Origin of the sequence: Streptomyces sp. NPDC050732 (assembly GCF_040654255.1) — a bacterium.
Taxonomy (GTDB): domain Bacteria; phylum Actinomycetota; class Actinomycetes; order Streptomycetales; family Streptomycetaceae; genus Streptomyces.
On sequence record NZ_JBFAHP010000040.1, the window covers coordinates 32,384 to 54,883 of the forward strand.

The 22,500-nt window shown below is 72.9% G+C and carries 19 protein-coding genes; 14 read left to right on the forward strand and 5 right to left on the reverse strand.

Translation table 11 applies throughout. The features are described 5' to 3' along the window. Nucleotides 1–67 precede the first annotated feature (67 nt). A complete protein-coding gene (locus AB0H82_RS30190; RefSeq protein ID WP_362998283.1) occupies nucleotides 68–2,704 on the forward strand; it encodes a M14 family zinc carboxypeptidase in 2,637 nt (878 codons plus the stop codon). Nucleotides 2,705–2,758: 54 nt separating this feature from the next. Then, nucleotides 2,759–3,919: a serine hydrolase domain-containing protein gene (locus tag AB0H82_RS30195; RefSeq protein ID WP_362998285.1), complete on the forward strand. Its 1,161-nt coding sequence runs from the start codon at nucleotides 2,759–2,761 to the stop codon at nucleotides 3,917–3,919. Nucleotides 3,920–4,019: 100 nt separating this feature from the next. On the opposite strand, the gene AB0H82_RS30200 is transcribed toward AB0H82_RS30195, so the two are convergent. Both AB0H82_RS30200 and AB0H82_RS30205 read right to left on the reverse strand, forming a co-directional pair. Then, on the reverse strand, nucleotides 4,020–4,448 hold the full coding sequence (locus AB0H82_RS30200; RefSeq protein WP_230900506.1) for an organic hydroperoxide resistance protein: 429 nt from the start codon (nucleotides 4,446–4,448) through the stop codon (nucleotides 4,020–4,022). 81 nt (nucleotides 4,449–4,529) lie between these two features. Then, nucleotides 4,530–5,561: an NADP-dependent oxidoreductase gene (locus tag AB0H82_RS30205; protein ID WP_362998287.1), complete on the reverse strand. Its 1,032-nt coding sequence runs from the start codon at nucleotides 5,559–5,561 to the stop codon at nucleotides 4,530–4,532. Between the two features lie 172 nt (nucleotides 5,562–5,733). Here AB0H82_RS30205 and AB0H82_RS30210 point away from each other — a divergent pair, with 172 nt between their 5' ends. Then, the gene (locus AB0H82_RS30210; RefSeq protein WP_362998289.1) at nucleotides 5,734–6,198 is read left to right on the forward strand and encodes a MarR family transcriptional regulator; all 465 of its coding nucleotides are present in this window, start codon (nucleotides 5,734–5,736) and stop codon (nucleotides 6,196–6,198) included. Between the two features lie 310 nt (nucleotides 6,199–6,508). Here the strand turns inward: AB0H82_RS30210 and AB0H82_RS30215 are convergent, their stop codons facing one another. The 3 genes from AB0H82_RS30215 to AB0H82_RS30225 all read right to left on the reverse strand — a co-directional run bounded on the left by AB0H82_RS30215 (nucleotide 6,509) and on the right by AB0H82_RS30225 (nucleotide 8,657). Then, a complete protein-coding gene (locus tag AB0H82_RS30215; protein ID WP_362998291.1) occupies nucleotides 6,509–6,973 on the reverse strand; it encodes a hypothetical protein in 465 nt (154 codons plus the stop codon). 106 nt (nucleotides 6,974–7,079) lie between these two features. Continuing rightward, nucleotides 7,080–8,330 (reverse strand): helix-turn-helix domain-containing protein, encoded by a 1,251-nt coding sequence (locus AB0H82_RS30220; protein WP_362998361.1) that lies wholly within the window; start codon nucleotides 8,328–8,330, stop codon nucleotides 7,080–7,082. 183 nt (nucleotides 8,331–8,513) lie between these two features. Beyond that, the gene (locus AB0H82_RS30225; protein ID WP_362998367.1) at nucleotides 8,514–8,657 is read right to left on the reverse strand and encodes a hypothetical protein; all 144 of its coding nucleotides are present in this window, start codon (nucleotides 8,655–8,657) and stop codon (nucleotides 8,514–8,516) included. Nucleotides 8,658–8,893: 236 nt separating this feature from the next. On the opposite strand from AB0H82_RS30225, the gene AB0H82_RS30230 reads away from it, so the two are divergent. The 11 genes from AB0H82_RS30230 (at nucleotide 8,894) to AB0H82_RS30280 (ending at nucleotide 22,500) form a co-directional block, all read left to right on the forward strand. After that, nucleotides 8,894–9,931 carry a DUF3068 domain-containing protein gene (locus tag AB0H82_RS30230; RefSeq protein ID WP_362998293.1) on the forward strand — a complete coding sequence of 346 codons (1,038 nt, stop codon included), beginning with the start codon at nucleotides 8,894–8,896 and terminating at the stop codon, nucleotides 9,929–9,931. Nucleotides 9,932–10,138: 207 nt separating this feature from the next. Next, entirely contained in the window at nucleotides 10,139–11,314 is a 1,176-nt protein-coding gene (locus AB0H82_RS30235) for a glycosyltransferase family 4 protein (protein WP_362998295.1), read from the forward strand. Next, entirely contained in the window at nucleotides 11,311–12,030 is a 720-nt protein-coding gene (locus AB0H82_RS30240; protein WP_362998297.1) for a class I SAM-dependent methyltransferase, read from the forward strand. The genes AB0H82_RS30235 and AB0H82_RS30240 overlap by 4 nt, the downstream gene beginning before the upstream one ends. After that, the gene (locus tag AB0H82_RS30245; RefSeq protein WP_362998299.1) at nucleotides 12,027–16,418 is read left to right on the forward strand and encodes a DUF3367 domain-containing protein; all 4,392 of its coding nucleotides are present in this window, start codon (nucleotides 12,027–12,029) and stop codon (nucleotides 16,416–16,418) included. Before AB0H82_RS30240 ends, AB0H82_RS30245 begins: the two co-directional genes overlap by 4 nt. Continuing rightward, on the forward strand, nucleotides 16,415–17,824 hold the full coding sequence (locus AB0H82_RS30250; RefSeq protein ID WP_362998301.1) for a condensation protein: 1,410 nt from the start codon (nucleotides 16,415–16,417) through the stop codon (nucleotides 17,822–17,824). The genes AB0H82_RS30245 and AB0H82_RS30250 overlap by 4 nt, the downstream gene beginning before the upstream one ends. Further along, nucleotides 17,821–18,558 carry a class I SAM-dependent methyltransferase gene (locus tag AB0H82_RS30255; protein ID WP_362998303.1) on the forward strand — a complete coding sequence of 246 codons (738 nt, stop codon included), beginning with the start codon at nucleotides 17,821–17,823 and terminating at the stop codon, nucleotides 18,556–18,558. The genes AB0H82_RS30250 and AB0H82_RS30255 overlap by 4 nt, the downstream gene beginning before the upstream one ends. 14 nt (nucleotides 18,559–18,572) lie before the next feature. Further along, nucleotides 18,573–19,481 carry a hypothetical protein gene (locus AB0H82_RS30260; RefSeq protein WP_362998305.1) on the forward strand — a complete coding sequence of 303 codons (909 nt, stop codon included), beginning with the start codon at nucleotides 18,573–18,575 and terminating at the stop codon, nucleotides 19,479–19,481. Further along, nucleotides 19,478–19,705 (forward strand): Trm112 family protein, encoded by a 228-nt coding sequence (locus AB0H82_RS30265; RefSeq protein ID WP_362998307.1) that lies wholly within the window; start codon nucleotides 19,478–19,480, stop codon nucleotides 19,703–19,705. Before AB0H82_RS30260 ends, AB0H82_RS30265 begins: the two co-directional genes overlap by 4 nt. Before the next feature lie 13 nt (nucleotides 19,706–19,718). Continuing rightward, nucleotides 19,719–20,522 (forward strand): FkbM family methyltransferase, encoded by an 804-nt coding sequence (locus AB0H82_RS30270; RefSeq protein WP_362998309.1) that lies wholly within the window; start codon nucleotides 19,719–19,721, stop codon nucleotides 20,520–20,522. Beyond that, on the forward strand, nucleotides 20,503–21,114 hold the full coding sequence (locus AB0H82_RS30275) for a hypothetical protein (protein ID WP_362998311.1): 612 nt from the start codon (nucleotides 20,503–20,505) through the stop codon (nucleotides 21,112–21,114). Before AB0H82_RS30270 ends, AB0H82_RS30275 begins: the two co-directional genes overlap by 20 nt. 138 nt (nucleotides 21,115–21,252) lie before the next feature. Then, nucleotides 21,253–22,500, forward strand: a complete 1,248-nt coding sequence (locus AB0H82_RS30280) for a beta-ketoacyl-[acyl-carrier-protein] synthase family protein (protein WP_362998313.1) — start codon at nucleotides 21,253–21,255, stop codon at nucleotides 22,498–22,500.

The following is a 22,500-nucleotide window of genomic DNA, read 5'->3' on the forward strand; positions in this document are numbered from 1 at the left end:
CAAGGCCCTCTTGTTGAACGGGAGTTGAACCGGTAAGACCTCGCTTACCGATCTCCCGGAGGTACGTATGGGTATATCCCGGCCATCCAGACCTGTTCTGCTCACCACCGCCGCCACCGCGGGCGCGCTGGCCCTGACCGCGCTCGCCCCGGGCAGCGCGACCGCCGACCCGACACCGCGCCCCGTCGTCCGCGAGGGCTCGCCGCTCGGTCCCGACCGGGCCGCCACGGCGCCGGAAGCGGCCGCCGAGCGCGCCCTCGGTGACGCCGGGGCCACGGGGGGCACGGGCCTCGGTGGTGACAAGGGCCGTGGCTACCCGCGCGAGCGGAAGCTCACCGCACCCCCGGAGAACCCTGCCGACAAGTCGATAAAGCTGGGGCTCATGCCGTACCACGGCATCGCCCCGAAGCTGAACGCCCTGCAGCGCCTCGGCGACCGCGTGAGCGTGGAGATCGCGGGCCGTTCCGCGGGCGGGCACCAGCTCTACCTCGTGACGGTCACCGCTCCCGAGTCCGCGCGGGAGACGGCCCGGCAGGAGCGGATGCGCGAGCGAATAGAGAACTTCCCCGCGGCCGCCGCCAAGGACAGGACGATCAAGTCCTCGTACAAGACGCCCGTCTTCGTCAACAACAACATCCACGGCAACGAGTGGGAGGGCACCGACGCCGCCCTGAAGCTCATCGAGAAGCTGGCGAAGGCGAAGGACAGGAAGAGCCGGTCGCTGCTCGCGCACAACCGCCTCTACTTCAACGTCACCACCAACCCCGACGGCCGCGTCGCGGGCACCCGCGCCAACGCCAACGGCTTCGACCTCAACCGCGACTTCGTCACCGCCTCGCAGCCCGAGACCCGCGCGGTCCGGCACATCGCCATCACCAAGCAGCCCGCCGTCATGATCGACCTGCACGGGTACGTGAACGGCACGCTGATCGAGCCGACCACTCCCCCGCACGGCGAGAACTACGAGTACGACCTCTTCCTCAAGAATTCCTACGCCAACGCCCTCGGCATGGAGGCCGCCGTCAACGGGCTCGGTTACACCGAGGCGAAGGACGGCGTGAAGCCCGCCGTCATTCCCTTCCGGGACCAGGAGGAGGGCTGGGACGACTGGCCGCCGATCTTCACCCCGCAGTACATGCCGTTCCACGGCGCGGTCGCGACGCACACCATCGAGTTCCCGATGCAGGTCAACAACAACGCGTACGACACGCAGCCGGTCGCGGAGCTGCGCCGCAGGGCCGCCGTCAATGTGGACATCGCGGGCGCCGCGATGCGCGCCACGCTCGACTGGACCGACCGCCACCGCGCCTCGGTGATCGCCGACCAGATCGAGGTCTTCCGGCGGGGCGCGACGGGCGCGGAGCAGGTGCCGGTGTCGGAGGAGACCGTGCCGGGCGTGCCCGGAATCGGTCCCGAGGACGTGTACACGACCGAGTTCCCGCGCGCGTACGTGATTCCGGCGGGCGGCGCCAAGGGCGGGGGTGAGCAGCGGTCGGGGTCCGCGGCGGCGCGGCTCGTCGACCACCTGATCGCCAACGACGTGCGCGTGGAGCGCGCGCGCCACGGCTTCCGGCTCGGCGGGCGGGCATACCCGAAGGGGTCGTACGTCGTCGACATGCACCAGCCGAAGCGCGGCCTCGCCAATGTGCTGCTGGCCGACGGGCGGGACATCAGCGACAAGGTGTCGACCATGTACGACATCTCGGGGTGGAGCCTCGGCCGGCTGTGGGGCGCGAGCGTGGACTCCGTGAAGAGCGGTGACCTGGACGCTCTGCACACGCGTGAGGTGCGTGCCGCGTCCCGGGTCGGGTATGTGGCGCCCCGCGGCGACCTGCGGCTGCGCCTCGACGACCCGAGGGAGATCGCGGCCCTCAACGCCCTTCTCGCCGAGGGCATTTCCGTACTTCATGACCGGGACGGCAGCGCCGTCGTGCCGTCGTCCGCGCGGCGTGCCGCGACCGCCGCCGCGAAGAAGTACGACGTCGCCTTCGACGCCACGAAGGCCGAGGGCGGCGCCGCGCTGCACCGCACGCGGGTCGCGGCGGCCGTCACGCCGGGCGAGCTGTTCGCGCTGCGGGAGATGAACTTCGACGTCGTACCCGTGTCGACCACCGTGCTCAACTCCGGCTTCGACTGGACGAAGGCGGACGTCCTCTTCGTGTCGGCCGGGCTCGACCGCGGCAAGCTGAATCCGGCGGCCCGCGCCGGGCTCGACCGGTTCCTCGCCGGGGGCGGCGGCCTGGTCGGGCGGGGCGCGGCCGGCACCGCGCTCAACGCCGACGCCGGGCTGCTCGCGGTGCAGGCCGTCGAGGGCAACGGCGACGCCAACGGCGTGGTCCGGGTGGCCAACGCGGGCGGCACGGTCACCGGCGGGGCGCCGGACCACAGCTTCGTCTACTCGCCGTCGTGGTTCACCGACCTCGGCCCGGGTGTCCGCGCGGAGCAGAGGTACGGCAGCGGAAACCCGCTCGTCTCCGGGCACTGGCGGGCGCTGGAGGACGGCACCGGTGGGCCCGCGGACGCCGCGGGCCGCGCCTCCGTCGTGAGCGGGTCGGCCGCGGCCGCGAAGGTGGTGCTCTTCGGCACCGAACCGCTCTTCCGCGACCATCCGAAGGGGGTGTTCCCGCAGGTCGGGCGGGCGCTGCTGAGCGTCGGCCGAGGCGGGGAAATACGGGCAGGGGCGCGGCGGTTGCTCAAGTACTGATCACTTTGATCAGTCCGCCGCTCCCCGGCTCCCCGCCCCCTGGAGGACTTCCGTATGACGCGTGAGATCAGAGTGCAGGGCACTGTCGCCGACGGATACGAGGCCGTGCGCGACGAGTTCACCGCCGTACTCGCCGCCGAGGACCCCCACCACGCCGGGCAGTTGGCGGCGTACGTCAAGGGGCGCAAGGTCGTCGACCTGTGGGTGGGGCCCGACACCGACGGCGACACGCTGTACGGGGTGTACTCGTCCACGAAGGGCGCGGCGCATCTCGTCGTCGCCCTGCTCGTCCAGGACGGCACGCTCGACCTCGACCGCGAAGTGGCCCACTACTGGCCGGAGTTCGCCGCCGGGGGCAAGGGCTCCGCCACCCTGCGCGAGCTGCTCGCGCACCGGGTGGGCGTAGTGGGCGCCGACTCCGGTTTCTCCCCCGAGGAGCTCGCCGACGACCGGGCGATCGCGGGGCGCCTGGCCGCGCAGCGCCCGTACTGGCGGCCCGGCACCGCCTTCGGCTACCACGCCCTGTCCATCGGGGCGCTCGCCGGCGAGGTGGTGTTCCGCGCCACAGGACGGACCTTGCGGGAGCTGTACGAGGAGCGGGTGCGCGCCCCGCACGGCCTGGACTTCTTCCTGGGGCTGCCCGAGGAGCACGAGGGGCGGTTCCGCTCCGTCCTGCCGATGGACCCGACGCCCGAGCAGCGGGCGCTCCTCGCGTCGCTGCCGACCGGCCCGCAGAACCTGTCGTCCATCGCCTTCAACCGCAACGCGGCGGAGCCCACCGACATCGAGGTGCTGCCCAACTCCCGCGCGTTGCGCGCCAAGGGGCCCGCGTCGGTGGGCGGTGTGGCCTCGGCGCGCGGCCTGGCGGGGATGTACGCGGCGGCGGTCACCGGGGTCGAGGGGCGCGAACCGCTCCTGGACGCGGACACCGTCGCCGAGTTCGGGCAGGTCCAGTCGGCGGGGTACGACCTGGTGGCGCGGGCCCACAAGGTCTTCGCGGTCGGCTTCCAGGCCACGTCGGAGGTCTGGTACCCGTTCCTGGGCGCCGGTTCCATCGGGCACAGCGGCGCGGGCGGCTCACAGGCGTTCGCCGATCCGCGCAGCGGCCTCGCGTACGGGTACACGCGGCGGCGGTACGCGTTCCCCGGCGGGCCCGCGGCGGAGAACGAGCGTCTCGCGCGGGTCGTGCACGCGGCGGCGCTGGCCGCGGGCTGAACCACGCCTGGACTCCCGCTCGACTTGTGCGTACGACGGAGGGCCGCACCCCTGGTTCGGGGTGCGGCCCTCGCGTACCGCCTGGCGGGCGGCGGAAAGGTCAGGCGACCGCGAGCTCGACCTTGATGTTGCCGCGCGTGGCGTTCGAGTAGGGGCACACCTGGTGGGCCTTCTCGACCAGGGACTGCGCGGTGGCCGCGTCCACGTTCGGGATGGAGGCGGTGATCGCGACCTCCAGGCCGAAGCCGCCGGACTCGTTCTGGCCGATGCCGACCTTGGCCGTCACGGTCGAGCCGGAGATGTCGGCGTTCTCCTTGCGGGCGACCACGCCGAGGGCGCCCTGGAAGCAGGCGCTGTAGCCGGCGGCGAAGAGCTGCTCGGGGTTGGTGCCCGCGCCGCTGCCGCCCATCTCCTTCGGCGGGTTCACGACGACGTCGAGCTTGCCGTCGTCGCTGGCGACTCGGCCGTCGCGGCCGTTCTCCGCGGTGGCCACGGCGGTGTACTTGACGTCGATCTTCTGGATGGACATACCTGCTCATTCCTCCTGAGACGAGACGTGGCGCGCGCCCACAACCACGGTTTCTGGAATCAGGTTATCGGATGACGGAAATCACGCGAGAGAGACGATCATCTTTCCGGTGTTCTCGCCGCGGAGCATGCCGAGGAAGGCGTCCACGCCGTTCTCCACACCCTCGACGACCGTCTCGCGGTACTTGAGCTCGCCGGAGCGGATCCAGCCGCCGACCTCGCGGACGAACTGGGGCTGGAGGTCGTTGTGGTCCTGCACGAGCATGCCCTGGAGCCGCAGCCGCTTGCCGATGACCAGGGCGAGGTTGCGCGGGGCCGGGTTCGGCTCCTTGTCGTTGTAGCTGGAGATCATGCCGCAGATGGTGACGCGGCCGTGCACGTTCAGGCGGCTGATGGCGGCCTCCAGGTGCTCGCCGCCGACGTTGTCGAAGTAGACGTCGATGCCGTCGGGGGCAGCGTCCTTGAGCTGCTCGGCGACCGGCTTGTCGTCCTTGTAGTTGAAGGCGGCGTCGAAGCCGTACTCCTCGACGAGCAGCTTGACCTTGTCGTCCGAGCCCGCCGAGCCGATGACGCGCGAGGCGCCCTTCAGCTTGGCGATCTGGCCGACCTGGCTGCCCACGGCACCGGCCGCTCCCGAGACGAAGACGGCGTCGCCCTCCTTGAAGGAGGCCACTTCGAGCAGTCCGGCGTACGCGGTCATGCCCGGCATACCGAGCACGCCGAGGTAGGCGGAGAGCGGGGCGGCCTCCGGGTCGACCTTCGTGGCGTGCTGGACGGGCACGGAGGCGTACTCGCGCCAGCCCGCGAAGTGCAGGACGTGGTCGCCCACGGCGAAGCCCTCGGCGTTCGACGCGACGACCTCGCCGACCGCGCCGCCCTCCATGGGGCGGTCGAGCTGGAACGGCGCGACGTACGACTTCACGTCGTTCATCCGGCCCCGCATGTACGGGTCGACCGAGAAGTGGAGGTTGCGGACCAGGACGCGGCCCTCGGCCGGGGCCTCGACGGGAGCCTCGCGCAGCGCGAAGTCCTCCGGGACCGGCCAGCCGGACGGGCGCCGCACGAGGTGCCATTCGCGGCTGACGGAGGGGAGCTGCTCGGGGGTGACGGACATGGGGGGCGTCCTCCTACTGCGTCGTACGGACCACTGCGTGCCGGAGCGCGAACGCGTGGCGGAAGTGCTTGCGGAAGTGCTTGCGGAAATGCTTGAGGTTGTTAAACAACCATGCTCCTGAATATTTCATGATGTCAAGTAACCCGGTGGTCCGGCGGCTAGCCTGGTGACCATGGCCACCGGCAGTCCCTCTTCCTCTTCCTCTCCTCGCGTCCCCCGTGCCGATCCGCTGACACTCGAAGTCGTCGAGCTCATCGGCACGGTTGTGGCTCGCTACCACGAGGAGTACGAGGAGGCGGCCGCCGAGCACGCGCTGACCGGGGCGCAGGCGCGTGTCCTGGGGCTGCTCTCCCTCGAACCTATGCCCATGCGCCGCATCGCGCAGAAGCTGAAGTGCGAGCCGTCGAACATCACGGGGATCGTCGACCGGCTGGAGGCGCGGGGGCTCGTCGAGCGGCGGGCCGATGCGGGGGATCGGCGCGTGAAGCTGGCGGCGGCGACGGTGGAGGGGCTTGAGGTCGCCCATCGCCTGCGAGGCTCCCTGCGCTTCGCGCGGGAGCCGCTGGCCGGGTTGTCCCGCGAGGAGCGGGTTGCTCTGCGAGGGCTTTTGCGGAGGATGGTGGGGGGCGAGGGGTGAGCTTGCGCTTGCCGGGGGTTCGGGTGCGGGTGGGGTGTGGCTGGTCGCGCAGTTCCCCGCGCCCCTTAAAGGGTCCGTGGGTCCCGTGCGGGTTCGATGTGGTTGATCGCGCAGTTCCCCGCGTCCCTCAGGGGCCGGTCTGGCCGGTGCGGGTCTCATGTGGGTGGTCGCGCACTTCAACACCCCCGCCCCGACACGCCCCCCGTCCACCCCCGCCACCCCAAAACCGAAACCCCCAGAGCCCCCCCCCACCCAACCCTGCGACCGCTTCCTGTGGTGGTGCACATAGCAACCCCCACCACCCCCACCTCTAGGGGCACGGGGCCTCGCGCTTCTTCTTGCCGTTCTTGTCGTCCTGGCGCTCCGCGTCCGGCGTCTTCGTCCCGGAGGGTGCGGCCGACACGGCCGCCGCGTCCTCCGCCGTCGTGCCGCCGCCCGGGGCCGTGGTCTCCGTCGGGGACGGGTGGTCCGGGGCGGAGGCCGCGGTCGGGGGTCCGGAGTCGCCCTCCGTGCCCAGCTCGGCGAGGCTCAGGCCGCCCGCCGCGAGGGTGAGGCCCGCCGTGATGAGCAGGGCCTTGCGGCGGCGGCGCCGGTGCGCCCTGCGGCCACGGGTGCGCGGGGGGCGCTCCTCGTGCGGGGTGCGGGGGCCCGCTGGTTCCTCGTCCGGCGCGGTGATGGACTGCGCGTACTCCCGGCATGCTTCGGCGGGGGTTCCGCACCCCGGGCAGGCGAGGGCGCCGTTGAGGTGCCTGCGGCACGGGTGGCAGTAGTCCATGAGGCATGGAGGCTAGGCGCCACGCCGGTAACAGTGGAAGCGGGGGCTGTGAAAGTTGTGTGCGGAATCGAAAAGTCCGGCAATTTCGATGCGGTGACGCCGCGCGTCACGCCCTGCCCAGGAGGCCTCTCAAGCGGCGCGCCCGCAGCACCAGTTCCAGTTCGAAGCGGCGGTCCGGGTCGTCCACCTCGTCGCCCCAGAGTTCCCTTATCTGGCGGAGGCGGTAACGGACCGTCTGGGGGTGGACGCCCAGGCGGGCCGCCACCTCGGGGGCGCCGCCCCGGGTCTCCAGCCACGCCAGGAGGGTCTCGGCGAGGCGACGGCCGTGGGCGGGGCCGCAGTGTTCGAGGGGGGCGAGACAGCGGCGGGCCAGGTCCTCGATCAGTTCCTCGGGCTGCAGCAGCACCAGCGCCTCGGTGTGCTCCGTGCAGTGCAGCACCTCACCGGAGGGCAGCAGTCCGCGCTCCATGAGGCGCACCGCCGCCTCCGCCCAGCGCAGCGACTTCGCGGCGTCGGCCAGGGCGACGGGCGGGCCGATGGCGCCGGACCAGCCGGTCATGGCGCGGCGCAGGAGTTCGGGCCGTCCCGCCGCTTCGGGGTCGGGCACCACCATGCGGGGCTGCTCGGCCTCCATGTCGAGCAGGACTCCCTCACCGACGGCGGGTGCGACGGCCTCCCGCGCGGGGCGCAGCAGGACGCCCACGGCGACGCGTTCGGGCAGCTGCCAGCCGACGCGGGCGGCGCGCTCGCCGAGGGCGTTGCCGAGGGGTGCTGTCTTGCCTGTCTTGCCGGTCCTGCCGCCGGACGCCGGTCCCACGCCCGCCCCGGGTCCGTGTACGGGCCCCATCGTGCTGTCGGAGCGCCGCTCGGAGAGCAGCAGCTCCATCAACTTCCGTTGCAGGCGCAGGCGTTCGCCCGCCTCGCGGGCCGCCGCCTCCGCGTAGCCGCGTACGGACTGGTCGACCAGGCCGTCCAGGTACTCGAAGCCCGACTCGGCGAGTTCGTACATGGCGGGCGGCGGGATCTCTATCTGCTGGCCGATCTCGGCGAGGCGGCGCCAGGCCAGTCGTACGCCCAGGCGGTAGATCGCCTGGAGCGAGTCGAGGCTGCGGCCGTGCAGGCCCTCGCCGCGGCCGAACTCCTGGAAGACCTCCAGGTGGTAGCGGGGCCGGCCCTCCTGGGACGCCAGTTGCTGGACGAAGCCCTCCAGGGCGCGGCGGATGCCGATCAGCGCCATCGGCTCGCCGGAGTCGTCGAGGACGACGGGCAGGCCGGGGTACTCGGCGCGGATCTCGCGCAGGATGTCCTGGGCGAGCGAGGGCACCTCCTCCAGGGCGAGGGCGGCGAACTCCCTCACCTGCCGGGGCGGTACGTCGCGCCAGGCGGAGCGGTGCGCACCCTCCGGCGGCCGGCCGGCGGGCGGTGACGTCTCAGCCGGGCCGGTGTCCGGTGCCCGGCCCTCTGGAGTCCTGTCGTCCGGGAAGCTGTCGGCGGCCGTCCGGTCGCCGGACGGCTGTGCGCTGGTCGCGGCCACGGGCGCTCACTGCCCCCGCGCCGGTGTCTCGTAATGCACGAGCGGCGTGTTGGGCTGGTCCGGTGTGGCGTCGAGGAGCGCGACGATGCCGAGCGCCGCGCCCACGGCGAGGAGCGCCGCGGCGGCGGCGGTGAGTGAAGCGGCGAGCAAACGGTGCATTGCGAGGGTCAGCCTCTCTGTCGGAGGTCGTCCCCACCCCGGGGCGCGCAGGCACTCGGCCGGCCGGAAAGCTCCGGTCACAAAGTCCTGGTCGCACAGCCCGTGCCGGCCCCGTCCGGCAAGTGCTCAGTCTCTGCAATGCATTGACACTTCGTCAAGGGTGGGCCTACGTTCCCGGCCCATACGGCTCAGTAACACTTCTCCCGCCTCAGCCCAGGAGTGACCTCATGCGCCGCACCGCCTCACCTCTGTCGCTGATCCTTCTCGGGCTCGGCGTGTTTCTTCTGGTCCTCGCGCCGATGCTGGCCTGGTACGTGGAGCCACGAGCGAAACGCACGCCCGTGGACATCGACACCATCACGGTCTTCAAGGGCAAAGGAAGCTATTTCGACACCAAGAAGATCAAGACCGTCCACGACAAGAACCTCACGATCACCCGCCAGGTCCGCGGCGACGTCGCCGACAGCGAGGACAGCGGGCGGGCCGTCTGGGACGTGGTGACGTCCGTCGACCCGGACAAGTCGCTGCCCGCCGCAAGCCCGCACGACTCGCTCCAGTGGACCCAGGAACGCTGGGTCACCGACCGGCGGACGAACAAGCCGGTGCACTGCTGCGACGAGGAGCCGTACTTCGAGGGCGAGGCCTATCTGAAGTTCCCCTTCGACGTCGAGAAGCGGTCCTACCGCTGGTGGGACAACACGCTGGGCGCGACCGTGCCGCTCACCTACCGGGGCACGAAGAAGATCCAGGGGTACGAGGGCTACCGCTTCACGGCGACCGTGAAGGCCACGAAGACGGGCACGCGCCAGGTGCCGGGGCGGATGGTCGGTCAGCCGAGGAAGAGCCAGGTCATCGCGGACGAGTACTACGCCAACCACGGCATCGAGCTCGTCGCGGACCGGCGCACCGGCCGGATCATCTACGCCGCCATCGGGCCCCGCAAGACGCTGCGCGCGCCGGGCTCGGACAAGGACGCGACGGTGCTGCTCGACAGCGAGCGGATCGCGTTCACGCCGGCCACGCAGAAGGCCCAGGTGAAGCTCGCGGACGACGACAGCAGCCGTCTGGAACTGGTCGGCGAGACGCTTCCGCTCGGTGCGGGCGTCCTCGGCGGGGTACTCGCGGTGGCGGGTGTCGTGCTCGTCGCGCGGGGGCGGCGGCGTGACGACGGGGCGAACGGTCCCGGAAGGCACGGTGAATCGGCGGAGCCCGGGAGTCCGAATCCGGGCGCGTCACCGACCGCCCTGCAACCCACCACGATGTGATGAGACGTCAGCCCTTGAAAGCGCAAAAATTGTCACTTCGGTGAGTAGCCGCGCGGTACGGGGCGGCGAAAACTATCCACCCCCACCCACGCACAGCCCCGTACCGCCCCGTACCGCCTCAGCACCACCCCCGCACCGAACCCAGCAGGACCGTTCCGCCGACCGGACCCCCCACAGTTCCGCACCCTGAGACGAGTTGGAGCACGCATGCCCCAGCACGTACCGTCCTCGCTGCGCGCGGCCGCCCCACGCCGCGCGGAGCGCCCTCCGGCGCCTCCCCCACAGCCGCGCCGGATCGTCTTCCTCGCCCACCGCGACCTCGGCAATCCGGCCGCGGGGGGTTCCGAACTCCTCGTCGACCGGCTCGCCGACGGGCTCAGCGGCCTCGGCCACCAGGTGACCCTGTTGTGCGGCGGGCCCGCCGCCTACCGCGACTACCGCGTGGTGTCCGCCGGCAGCGACCTGGGCCACTTCGTACGGGCGCGCTCCGCGTTCACCCGGCAGGTCGGCGACTGCGACCTGCTCGTCGAGGTCTGCAACGGCATGCCGTACCTGGCACCGCTGTGGCACCGCGGGCCCACCCTGTGCCTGGTCAACCACGTCCACACCGACCTGTGGGGGATGCGTTTCCAGGGCGCCCTCGCCCCCGCGGCGCGGCTCGGCAGACGGCTTGAGCACTGGGCGCTGTCCGGCGCGCAGCGCGGCAACCTCCTGGTGGCCGTGTCGCCGTCGACGGCGACGGCGCTGCGGGCGATCGGCGTCGAGCGCGAGCGCATCCGCATCGTGCACAACGGCGTCGAGGAGCCCGGACCGCTGCACCCCCGCTCCGACGAGCCGCTGTTCCTCGCGATGGGGCGGCTCGTCGAGTACAAGCGCATCGATCTCCTGCTGCGGCTCTGGGAACGGGTCAGACCCGTCACGGGCGGCAGGCTCGTGATCGTGGGCGACGGACCCGAGCGCGGCCGCCTCGAACAACTCGCGGGTCCCGGCGTCGAGTTCAGAGGTCACGTCTCCGAGGCGGAGAAGCACCGGCTGCTCTGCGAGGCGTGGATGCTGCTGCACCCGTCGGCCGTGGAGGGCTGGGGTCTCGTCATCACCGAGGCGGCGACCCGCTTCACGCCCTCGATCGGCTTCGACGTCCCGGGGGTGCGCGACTCCGTCGAGGACGGCGTGACCGGGCTCCTCGCCCGCGGCGAGAGCTCCTTCGCCGCCGCCTGGTGCACCCTGGCCCTCAGCGCCGAACGCCGCAGGTCCCTCGGCAAGGCCGCAGGTGAGCGGGCCGCGCAGTTCCGCTGGGGCAACACGGTGCGGCAGTTCCAGTCGGTGGCGGCCGAGGCGGTCGCCGCCCACCACGCGGCCGGAATATCCCAGGGGTCTGCGTGAAGGACCCCTCGCTGCGCCGTTCCGTCACCCTCTTCCGGGCCTTCCTGCGCGAGCAGCGGGAACCCGAGCGGTGCTACACCCTCCTCGCCCGGGACGCCGCCGACCAGGTCGAGGCGTACGTACCGGTGAAGGACCGCGTCGTCGTCGACATCGGCGGCGGGGGCGGCTACTTCACCGAGGAGTTCCGGCGGCGCGGCGCGCAGTGCTTCCTCTTCGAGCCGGATCCGGCCGAGCTGGGGGCCAAGCCGCCGGAGGGTTCGGTGGTGGCCGACGGGTATCTGCTGCCGCTGGCGGACGGCGTCGCCGACGTCACGTTCTCCTCGAACGTCCTGGAGCACGTCGAGGACCCGCAGACGTTCCTGAGCGAGATGGTCCGGGTCACCAGGCCCGGCGGTCTGATCTATGTCTCGTTCACCAACTGGCTCTCCCCGTGGGGCGGGCACGAGTGGGCGCCCTGGCACTATCTGGGCGCCGACCGGGCCCGCGCCCGCTATGAACGGCGTACCGGCAAGGCCGCGAAGCACACGCTCGGCGAGAACCTCTTCGCCCACCACGTCGGCACGACCCTGCGCGAGGTGCGGGGCCGCGACGACGTGGCCGTCGTATCGGCGCGTTCGCGCTACTGGCCGTTCCTGGCCGGGGCGATCACCAAGGTGCCGGGTGTGCGCGAGATCGCGACCTGGAATCTCCTTCTCATTCTCAGGCGGTGTCCATGACCACGGTCCAGGCCCCACCCCCGGCGGCCGTAAGACCCACGACCGATGCCCCCGAACCCTCGCGGGGGCCGCGCTCGCGGCGCTGGCTGCTCGGGTTCTGGGCCGTGGTGTTCGTGCTGTTCCTGGCGGTGAAACCGGGGCGGATGACGTTCGACACCAAGCTCGGTGTCGCCGTCGACCCCTGGCAGTTCCTCGCCGACCTGGGCCAGCTCTGGCACGACCGGGGCGGCTTCGGCGGCATCCAGGACCAGTACGTCGGCTATGTCTTCCCGATGCTGCCGTTCTACGGCCTGGCCGACCTGGTGCAGCTGCCGGTGTGGCTGGCCGAGCGGCTGTGGCTCTCGCTGATCGTGGCGGGGGCGTTCTGGGGCGCGCTGCGGCTCGCCGAGCGCCTCGGCATCGGCAGCCGCCACAGCCGGCTGCTCGGCGCGGTGGTGTACGCGCTGTGGCCGACGTTCACCGTGGTGGTGGGGTCGACGTCGGCGGCCGCGCTGCCCGGCGCGGTGCTGCCGTGGGTGCTGCTGCCGCTCGCCGACGAGCGGATCAGCGCGCGCCTCGCCGCGTGCCGCTCGGCGCTGATCATCCCGTTCATGGGCGGGGTGAACGCGGCGGCGACGCTCGCCTCGCTGCTGCCGGTGGGTCTCTACCTCCTCTCCAGACCGAACGGCCCGCGCAAGCGGAAGCTGATCACCTGGTGGGTGCCGGGTGTCGTCCTCGCCACGGCCTGGTGGGTCGTGCCGCTGCTGATGCTCGGCATCCACGGCGAGAACTTCCTTCCGTACGTGGAGAACTCGGCCACCACGACGGGGACCATGTCGGCGACCGAGACGCTGCGCGGCGCCGGGAACTGGGTCGCGTACCTGCACTTCGGCGAGGCGTGGCTGCCCGCGGGGTGGACGGTGGCGACGGCCGTCGTGACGATCGTCTGCTCGGCGCTCGCGGCGGCGCTCGGCCTCGCGGGCCTTGCGCGGCGTGATCTGCCGGAGCGGCGCTGGCTGGTCCTGACGGTGCTTTCCGTCGTCCTGGTCACGCTCGCCGGGTACGGCGGCGCGTTCGGCGCGCCCTTCCACGACACCGTCCAGTCCTGGCTGAACGGCGGCCTGGTGCCGTTCCGCAACATCTACAAGTTCCAGACGGGCCTGGCGCTCGCACTGGTCTTCGGGCTGATGCACCTGGTGGGCGTGGCCTCCCTGGCGCGCGGCGCGCGGCCGGTGCGGGGACGGCGCTTCGCGCCGCTGATGGCCGCTGCCCTGGTGCTGCCCGGCCTCGCCTGGCCGTACGTCAACGGCTCGATCCTGCAGCCCGGTTCGTTCCAGAAGCTGCCGACGTACTGGCAGGCGACGGCCGACTGGCTGGAGAAGTACTCCCCCGACTCCCGTGCCCTCGTCGTCCCCGCGACCGCGCACGGCATCTACACCTGGGGCTCGCCCATCGACCAGCCCCTGGACGTGCTCGCCGACTCGCGGTGGGCGCAGCGCGACTACGTGCCGTTCGGCACGCCGGGCAACCGCCGCGCGATGGACGCGGTCGAGCAGGCGCTGATGACCGGTGGCGAAGTGCCGGGTCTGCGGGACTACTTGACGCGTGCGGGCCTGTACTACGTCGTCGTGCGCAACGACCTCGACCCCGACCAGGTCGGCCACGTCCCGTCCTCGACCGTGAAGCGGACCCTGGAGGAGTCGGGCTTCAGCCGCGTCACGGGCCTCGGTCCGACGACGACCGGCGGGAAGATCGAGGACGACACCCCGATCCAAATCGAGGGGCTCTATCCGCGCCAGCGCGCGGTCGAGATCTACGCCCCCGGGAAGGGCGCCGAGCGCCCCGGCCAGGCGGGCCTGAAGCCGGTCTCCAACACGGCGGTCGTCAGCGGCGGCCCGGAGGCCCTGCTTCCGCTCTCCGCCGACCCGTCGATGCGGGACCGCCCGGCCGTCCTGACCGGCGACAACCACCCGGGCATCGGGGCGCCGGGCCTGCAGGCGGTCGGCGACGGCCTGCGTCGCGCCGACACCCGCTTCGGCCTGGTGAACTCCAACACCTCCTACACGTACGGCCGCGACGAGCGGAACGCGGTCGACGCCGTGCAGGACCCGGACAAGAAGCCGCACCAGATCCTGCCGACCAAGGGCATCGAGCACCAGACGACGGCGGAGCTGCGCGGCGCCAAGTCGGTCTCCGCGTCCAGCTACGGCAACTGGCTCTTCCACCTGCCGCAGTACGACCCGGTGAACGCGTTCGACGGGAACCCGGCCACGGCCTGGGCCGAGGGCGGCGCGGGTGCGGCGGACGGCGAGTGGATCAAGGCCGAGTTCAACGCGAAGGTCGCGGTCCCGTCCTCCTTCCGTGTCACGCCGCTGCCGCAGGACGGCGTGCGGTCCGCGCCCACCCGGGTGCGCGTGGAGACGGAGCGGGGCAGCGTCACCAGCGACCTCCAGCCGAACGGCACGGCCCAGCGGATCAAGGCCCGCGCGGGCACCACCGACTGGGTCAGGATCACGATCGTGGACACCGAGGAGCCGCGCCCCGGTCTGGCAGGCGCGGGCTTCGCGGAGATCAGCATCCCGGACGTGCGCGTCACCAAGCTCCTCCAGCTCCCCACGGACGCGGAGAAGTCCACCGACGCCAAGGCGACGACGTACTCCATGCACCGCTCGTCGGACCCGAGCGCGCTGTCGCCCGTGAACGCCGAGGCCGGTCTGCACCGCCGCTTCACGACGACGGGTGAGGGCGCGTACGAGTTCCGGGCGAGCGCGGTTGCCGTGCCGGGCGCCGCACTGGACGAGCTGCTGTACAAGGTGGCGCCGGAGCAGGAGCGGCAGATCATCGCGACGGCGGACTCCACGGCGCGTCTTGGCAGCGGTCTGTCGCCGCGCAACCTCACCGACGGCGACCTGACGACGGGCTGGATCGCGGGCTCCGCGGACCGCCCCGTCATCCACCTCAAGTGGCCGGGCAAGCAGCCGGTGGGCGAGATCGTGCTGCCCGCCGCGGGCGGCCTGTCGACCCGCCCCGTGAAGATCGAGATCAGCTCGCCGGACGGCGCGGCGACCGCGGGCGTGGACGAGCACGGCAACGCCCGCTTCACCCCGATCACCACCGACGAGATGGACATCACCATCACGGAGACCGCGCCGCTCACGGTCCACAACCCGGTGGCGGACGACGACCTCCAGCTGCCCGTCGGCCTCACCGAGGTGTACGTCCCGGCGCTCGACGAGTACCGCACCAAGCAGCCCGACCCGGCGGACCGCTTCTCGCTGCCCTGCGGCCAGGGCCCGACGATGTCGATCGACGGCGAGCTGTACGAGACGAGCGCCAAGGGCCGGGTCCGGGACCTCACCGAGCGGCGCCCGGTCGACATCACGCTCTGCCAGGAGGGCGAGAAGTCCTCGGCGGTCCGGCTCGGCGCGGGCGCGCACAGCGTGGAGACGGGGGACGCGGGCCCGCTGGCCGTCATGGACGCGTCGCTGACCCACGGCACGCCGGGCGAGGTCGACACGGTCTCCCGCGACCTGAAGGTCAAGGACTGGCTCGGCGACCGCCGGGAGCTGACGGTCGGCTCGGGAGCGGCCTCGTACCTCACCACGTACGAGAACGTGAACGACGGCTGGAAGGCGACCCTCAACGGCAAGGAGCTCACCTCGGTGCGGCTCGACGGCTGGCAGCAGGGGTGGCTGGTGCCGAACGGCGAGGGCGGCACGGTCAAGCTGACCTACGAGCCGTCGCAGATCTACGAGATCGGGCTGATCCTGGCCGGCGTCGGCGTCCTCGCCCTGGCGGGCCTCGTCCTGGTCCTCTCGCGGCGCCGCGACACCGACCCGGACGCCCCGGCAGGACCGCCGCCCGCCCCCGGCATCGTCCTCGGCACGGTGGCGCTCACGCTGGTGGCCGCGGTGATCGCGGGCCCCTTCGCCCTGCTGGTCCCGGCGCTCGCCCTCCTCGCCTGGTGGCGTCACGCGCTCCTGGTGCCGGTCGCGTTCCTGGCGATGGCGGGCGCGGGCATCGCGGCGGCGACGGGCGCGGGCGAGGCCGCGTCGGCGGACGAGGGCGCCTTCGGCCCGGTGGCCCAACTCCTCGCCCTCGTCGCCCTGTTCGCGGCGCTGGTGACGGTACGGGAGACACGGCACCGCGCCACGGATACGTTGGAGTACGGCCCGGTCCCGCCCTACCCGCCCGCCCCCGGACCCGCCCCCGCGACGCCCCCGCTGCCCCGCCGCACCCGAGGCGGCCCGGACACCGCACCGGAAGCGCCCCGGCACGACGCGGGCCCGACCGTCTCGGCCCGCGGCCCCGCGACGGCCCAGCCCGAGCCCGCACCGCCGGGCCGCAGGGCCATGCGCCTCGCACGCCGCGGGCGGAAGTCCACGACAGGAGAAGGCACCCAGCGATGACCGCACTGGAACATCCGGCACGGCGTGCGGACGGCCCCGGCCGGCCGCCCGCGCGCGTGCCGTTCCCCGTCGTCGACGAGGTCTCCCGGCACTGCCTCCAGGAGGAGGAGCCGGAGACCGTGCACATCGAGGTACACCTGCCGGGCACCCCGGACCCGGACCGCCTCAGGACCGCGTTCGCCGAGGCCCTGCGCCGCCACCCCCGCATCCTGATGCGGGAGGCGCGGGGCCCCTGGTACCGCCGCCGCTACGAGTGGGAGCTGACGGCGGAACCGGACGTGGAGGTCGTGACGTTCCCGCCCGCCGAACCGGACGCCCTCAAACGGGCCCGCGAACGCGCCCTGGCCGAGGCGCCGCCGCTGACGTCCTCGCCGCCGATCCGCCTGGAGGTGGTGACGCCTTCCCCGACGGACGGCACGCCGGGGGCCGAGAGCCGGGGTTCCGTCCTCTTCCTCACCATCAACCACACCGCTCTGGACGGTCCGGCCTGCCTGCGCGTCCTGGCGACGGCCGCGGAGCTCTACGGCGGCCGGGACAACTCCCCGGCGGCCCCGCCGTCCCGTGCGCCCGCCGGACCGCAGGCCGCACAGGAACAGCCGCCGCCCGACGCCCCGTCAGGCTGGTCGCCCCCGGCCCGCGTCGCGAAGGGCTCGCCCGAGCCCTCCCCCGGCAACGGCATGCTCGTCGCGGAGCTCCCGGTGCCGCGCCGCCCCAAGGGCTCCCCCTTCACCGTGAACGACCAGCTCATGGTCGCCACCGCGCTGATGATCGCCCACTGGAACCGCGAACACGGCGCCCGGCCCCGCCCCTTCCGCATCACGATGCCCGTCGACGACCGCCCCCGCGACGCCACCATGCCGATCGGCAACGGCACCCGCCTGGTCGAAGTGGCTTTCGGCGCCCACGAGTTGGCCTCGCGCGACTGGACCCCGGAGGCCACCCGCGACCTGCTGCGCCGCACCTCCGAACGCACCCGCGCCCTCAAGGCCCTGCCCCGCCCCCAGCTGGGCCGCGGCGCCGCGCTCCTGACCGCGCCGGTCCTCCCCGTCACCCTCAGGGCCGCCGCCACCCGCGGCCTGCGCAGAGCCGCCGCGCCCTGGACGTCGACGACGCTCCTCAGCAACATCGGCCGCGTCCCCTACGCCCTGGACTTCGGCGACGCGGGCCGCGCGCACGCCGTGTGGTTCTCCGCGCCGGCCCGGCTGCCCCGCGGCCTCACCGTGACGACGGCCTCCACGGCGGGCCGCCTCCACCTCGCCCTGCGCTGGTCGAAGACGCTGCTCAGCCACGGCGACGGCGCACACCTGCGCGACCTCTTCGAGCACTACCTCCACGCGACGGAGCACACCGAGCCCGGCGACCACGGCGCGCAGAAGAACGCGAAGAAGCAGGAGGGGCCCCAGTGACCACCGCGACCACCAAACGCCCCACCGAACTCCGGGACTTCTACGAGAACCCGGCCGTCCCCGTCGCGTCCGGCGACGCCCGCAGCCTCCGCCAGGCCCGCATCCTCGCCGCCGCGCTCGGCCCCGCCACCACCCGCACCGCCACGGTCCTCGACATCGGCTGCGGGGACGGCACGGCCGCGGCGACCGCCGCACCGGTCCTCGCGGGCCACCGCGTCATCGGCGTGGACTGGTCGCAGGACGCCCTGAAGCGCGCGCACACCCGGCTCCCGTACGTCGTGCGCGGTGAACTCTCCGACGGCGGACTCCCGTTCTCCGACGGGACCGCCGACGCCGTGCTGTTCAGCGAGGTCGTCGAACACCTAGTCGACCCGGACAGCGCCCTCGACGAGCTGCGAAGGGTGCTGCGGCCCGGAGGGCACCTGATGCTCTCCACCCCCAACCTCGCCGCCTGGTACAACCGCGGCCTGCTCCTCGCCGGTGTGCAGCCCGTCTTCTCCGAGGTCAGCCTGCGCGCCATCCACGGCCGCCCCGGCAAGGAGGTCGTGGGCCACCTGCGGCTGTACACGGCCCGCGCCCTGCGCGAGTTCGTCGCGGCCGCGGGCTTCGAGGTCGTACGCCTGTCCGGCGCCCCCTTCCACGGCGTGCCGCGCCCGCTGCGCGCCCTGGACCGCCTCGCCTGCGCCGTGCCCAGCGCCGCCTCGATCCTCCTGCTGCACGCCCGAAAGGCCTGACCATGTGGTGGGGCGTGGCCGCGGCACTGATCGCGAACCTGCTCTACAGCACCGGCTTCGTCCTGGAGAAGCGGGCGCTGACCGCCATGCCGTCGGTCAGCGTCCGCAAACCCGGCCGGCTGCTGCGGCAGGTGCTCGGCAGCTGGCTGTGGATCGGCGGCTCACTGTCCCTCGCGGCGGGCTTCGCCGCCCAGCTGGCCGTCTACCGCACCCTGCCGATCGCCGCCGCGCAGGGCATCTTCGTCTCCGGCCTGGTCCTCCTCCTGCTGCTCTCCTCCGTCCTGCTCGGCGAGCGGACCACGGGCCGCGAGCGGTACGCGGTCGCCGCGATCCTGCTCGCGCTGCTCATGGTGGTCCTCTCCCTCAGCGAGGACAGCGACACGGTCGGCCGCGGCGCGCCCGTGGCGCTCATCCTCACGGTCTGCCTGCCGTCGCTCGCGGCCGGCGTCTGGCTGTACGGCTCCGCGGAGCGCCGCGCCAGGCACCGGCACCGCATGCCGACGGCGGGCGTCGAGTACGGCGTCGCCGTGGGCCTGCTGTACGGGGTGAGTTCCCTGGCCATCAAGGGCGTGTCCAGCTATCTGACGACGGAGGACATCGGCGGCGCGCTCGGCGGCCTGCTGCGCTCGCCCTACCCCTACCTGCTGCTGTTCACCGGCGCGTTCGGCCTGATCATGTCGCAGGCCGCCCTGCAGCGCTGCCGGGCGTCGCTGATCGTCCCGGTGTGCACGACGGTGACGTCGCTGTTCACCGCGGTGCTCGGCACGCTCGCGTTCGGCGAGGCGCTGCCGCACGAACCGGTGCGCCTGACGCTGCGGATCGCGGGCACCGTCCTCGCCGTGTCCGTGCTCGTCGCCATGCCGAAGCACGACGGCACCACTCCCCGACCCTCGACCGCCCCCAAGGAGTTGACCAGCGGATGAACCCCGACGACCCGCTGCTGAAGATCCTCGCCTGCCCGCTCGACAAGGGCCCGCTGCACCTGCTCTCCCCCGAGGAGCCCCTCGTACCGGAGGAGTCGCTGTACAACCCGCGGCTGCGCCGCCGCTACCCCGTCGTCGACGGCATACCGCAGCTGCTGCCCTCCTCCGGCGAACAGGTCCCCGAGGACGCGCACGAACAACTGCTCAAACGAATGTCCCCCTGACGAGAGGGTGCCCATGACCTTCGCCGCCCGCGTGGCGCCCTATGTCCCCGACCGGCTGATCGCCGCCCTGGCCCGGCTGGTCTACCCCCGCTTCGAGCCGGAGCTCGGACGGCTCGCCGACCTCTGCCCGCCGGGCTGCGGCACCGCCGTGGACGTCGGCGGCTGGTACGGCCCGTGGACACGGCGGCTCGCCTCGCGCGCGCACCGCGTGGTGACCGTCGAGCCGGTGCCGCACCTGGCGCGGCTGCTCTCCGCCAGCACGCCGGGCAACGTCCGGGTGGTCCAGGCCGCGGCGACGGACCGCCCGGGCACGGCCCGGCTCTGGCTGCCGCGCGGCGACCGCGGTGAGCGGGGCGTGTCGTCCCTCGTCCGCCGCGACATCCACCACGTCGCCGTGGACGTGCCGTGCGTGACCCTGGACGGGCTCGGCCTGCGGAACGTGCACTTCCTCAAGATCGACGTGGACGGCAACGAGCTGCCGGTGCTGCGCGGCGCGCACGAGCTGATCACCCGCGACCGCCCCGCGATCTTCATCGAGCTGGAGTCCCGCATCCAGCCGACCGCCCCGATCGTGGAGCTCCTGACCCGCGGCCACGGCTACCGGGGCTGGGTGCTGCCGCACGACACGTGGCTGCCCCTGGCCTCCTTCGACCTGGAGGAGCACCAGTCCGGCACGTCGTACGTCGTGTCGCAGGGCCTGCTGCGCCGGGTGCTCACGCCGAGACACCCGCGGTACGTCAACTCCGTCCTGTTCCTGCCCGACGGTCACCGCCCGGGAGCGCTCGCGGTGCGCGACGATGGGGTGCATGTCCGCTAGCTCTCCCCGCGCCTCGCGTCCGTTCACGCCGCTGGACTTCCAGCTGGTCCTGCTGCGCAGGATGGCCGACCACAACGCCGACCTGGTGGCGGACGCCCGGCACGAACTGGGCGTCTCCGTCGCGGACATGCGGGAGGCCAACCGCCGCTGGCAGGCCATGACCCGCTCCGCGCGCTCCCGGGGCGCCGCCGCGCGCTACCGCTCGGTCCTCGGCACCCCGGAGTCGGCCGACCGCCGCCGGATCGGCGACCTGGAGTGCGAGGCGCTGCGCTGGCCGGTGCCGCTCTGGCCCGACCTGCGCTTCGAGGTGCTGCTCGCGCCGAACGGGGCGGTGTGGAACGACTGGCTCGTACGCGCGCCCGGGGCACCGGCTCCCGAGCTGCGGACGCTCGACGACCTGGCCCCGTGGTCGTGCACGGTCGACGAGGCGGCGCGCGCGTTCGCTCCGGCGCGTCCCATGGAGGGGTCGGCGCCGACGCGGTGGGGCCTCGCGTTCGAAGCGCCGGACGCGGAGGGTGAACTGCGGCCGTGCGTCGCGGAGTTCACCTGGGGGTTGCTCCAACGTTCATTCAGTACCCACAGGCAACCGTGACTTGCCGCGCGGTGACGCGTTCCCCACGTGTCCATCGCGAACAAGGAGCGGTACCGAAGTGGAAGTCACCGAGCGTGCGACGTTTCTCTTGAAGAAGGACCTCCCGCAGGCCGCCGCGCACCAGAAGGCAGTGGCGGCATGACGGGGGCGGCACGGGAGCCCGTCACGGCCGCGGTGACGGGCCTCGGTCTGGTGACCGCCGCGGGCATCGGCGTGAAGGACACCTGGGACCGGGTCACCAACGCCACCACCCCCCGCGGGGTGCGGCGGCCCGCCGCGCTGCGGGACCTGCCCTGCGACTTCATGTACACCATCGACGGCCTCGACCTCGACATCGACGCCGTGCTCGGGGTGGCGAGCCACCGGCTCATGGACCGCTTCGCCCAGCTGGCCGTCGTCGCGGCACGGGAGGCCGTGGCGGACGCGGGCCTCGGCCCGGACGTCTGGGACAGCACCCGGGTCGCGGTGGTCGTCGGTTCGGCCCACGGCGGCCTCGACTTCTACGCCGAGCAGCACGCCACGCTCACCGAGCGCGGCGCCCGCCGGGTGTCGCCGAGGCTGGCGCCGCTGAGCGTCGTCAACGGAGCGGCCGGCAGTGTCGCCCGGGACCTCGGCACGCGCGGGCCGAGCCTCGCGGTGGCCACCGCCTGCTCCTCCGGCACCGACGCGATCGGCACGGCGCTGCACCTGCTGCGCGCCGGGGCCTGCGACATCGCCGTCGCGGGCGGCGCGGAGTCCATGTGCACCCGGGCGGTCTTCGCCGGTACGTGCAACGCGAAGGCGCTGTCCACCCGTACCGCGGACCCCGCCGCCGCCTGCCGCCCGTTCGACGTCGACAGGGACGGCTTCGTCGTGGGGGAAGGCGCCGGGATGCTGGTCCTGGAGCGTGCGGAACACGCCAGGGCCCGCGGCGCCAGGTCGCGGGCCGCCGTCCGCGGGTACGGGGCCACCACCTCCAGTGAGGCCTCCTCCCCCGTCGCCCCGAGCGAGGCCGGCGTCGAGCTGGCGCTGCGCGCCGCGCTGGCCGACGCCCAGGTGGCCCCGGGCGACGTCGGACACGTCAACGCGCACGGCACCTCCACCGTCATGAACGACCTGGTGGAGGGCGCCGTGCTGCACCGGGTCCTTGGCGAGGGCCCGCTGGTGACCTCCACCAAGTCCATGACCGGGCACACCCTGGGCGCCGCCGGCGGCATCGAGGCCGCCTTCACCGTCCTGGCCCTGGAGGAGCAGCTGGTGCCGGGCACGGTCAATCTCCGTACGCAGGACCCGCGCGTGCCCGTCGAGGTGGCCCCGACCACCAGGAGCGTCCGTCTGGACTGTGCGGTGACCACGTCGCTCGGCTTCGGCGGGCACAACTCCGTACTCGTCCTCGCCCGCGAGTGA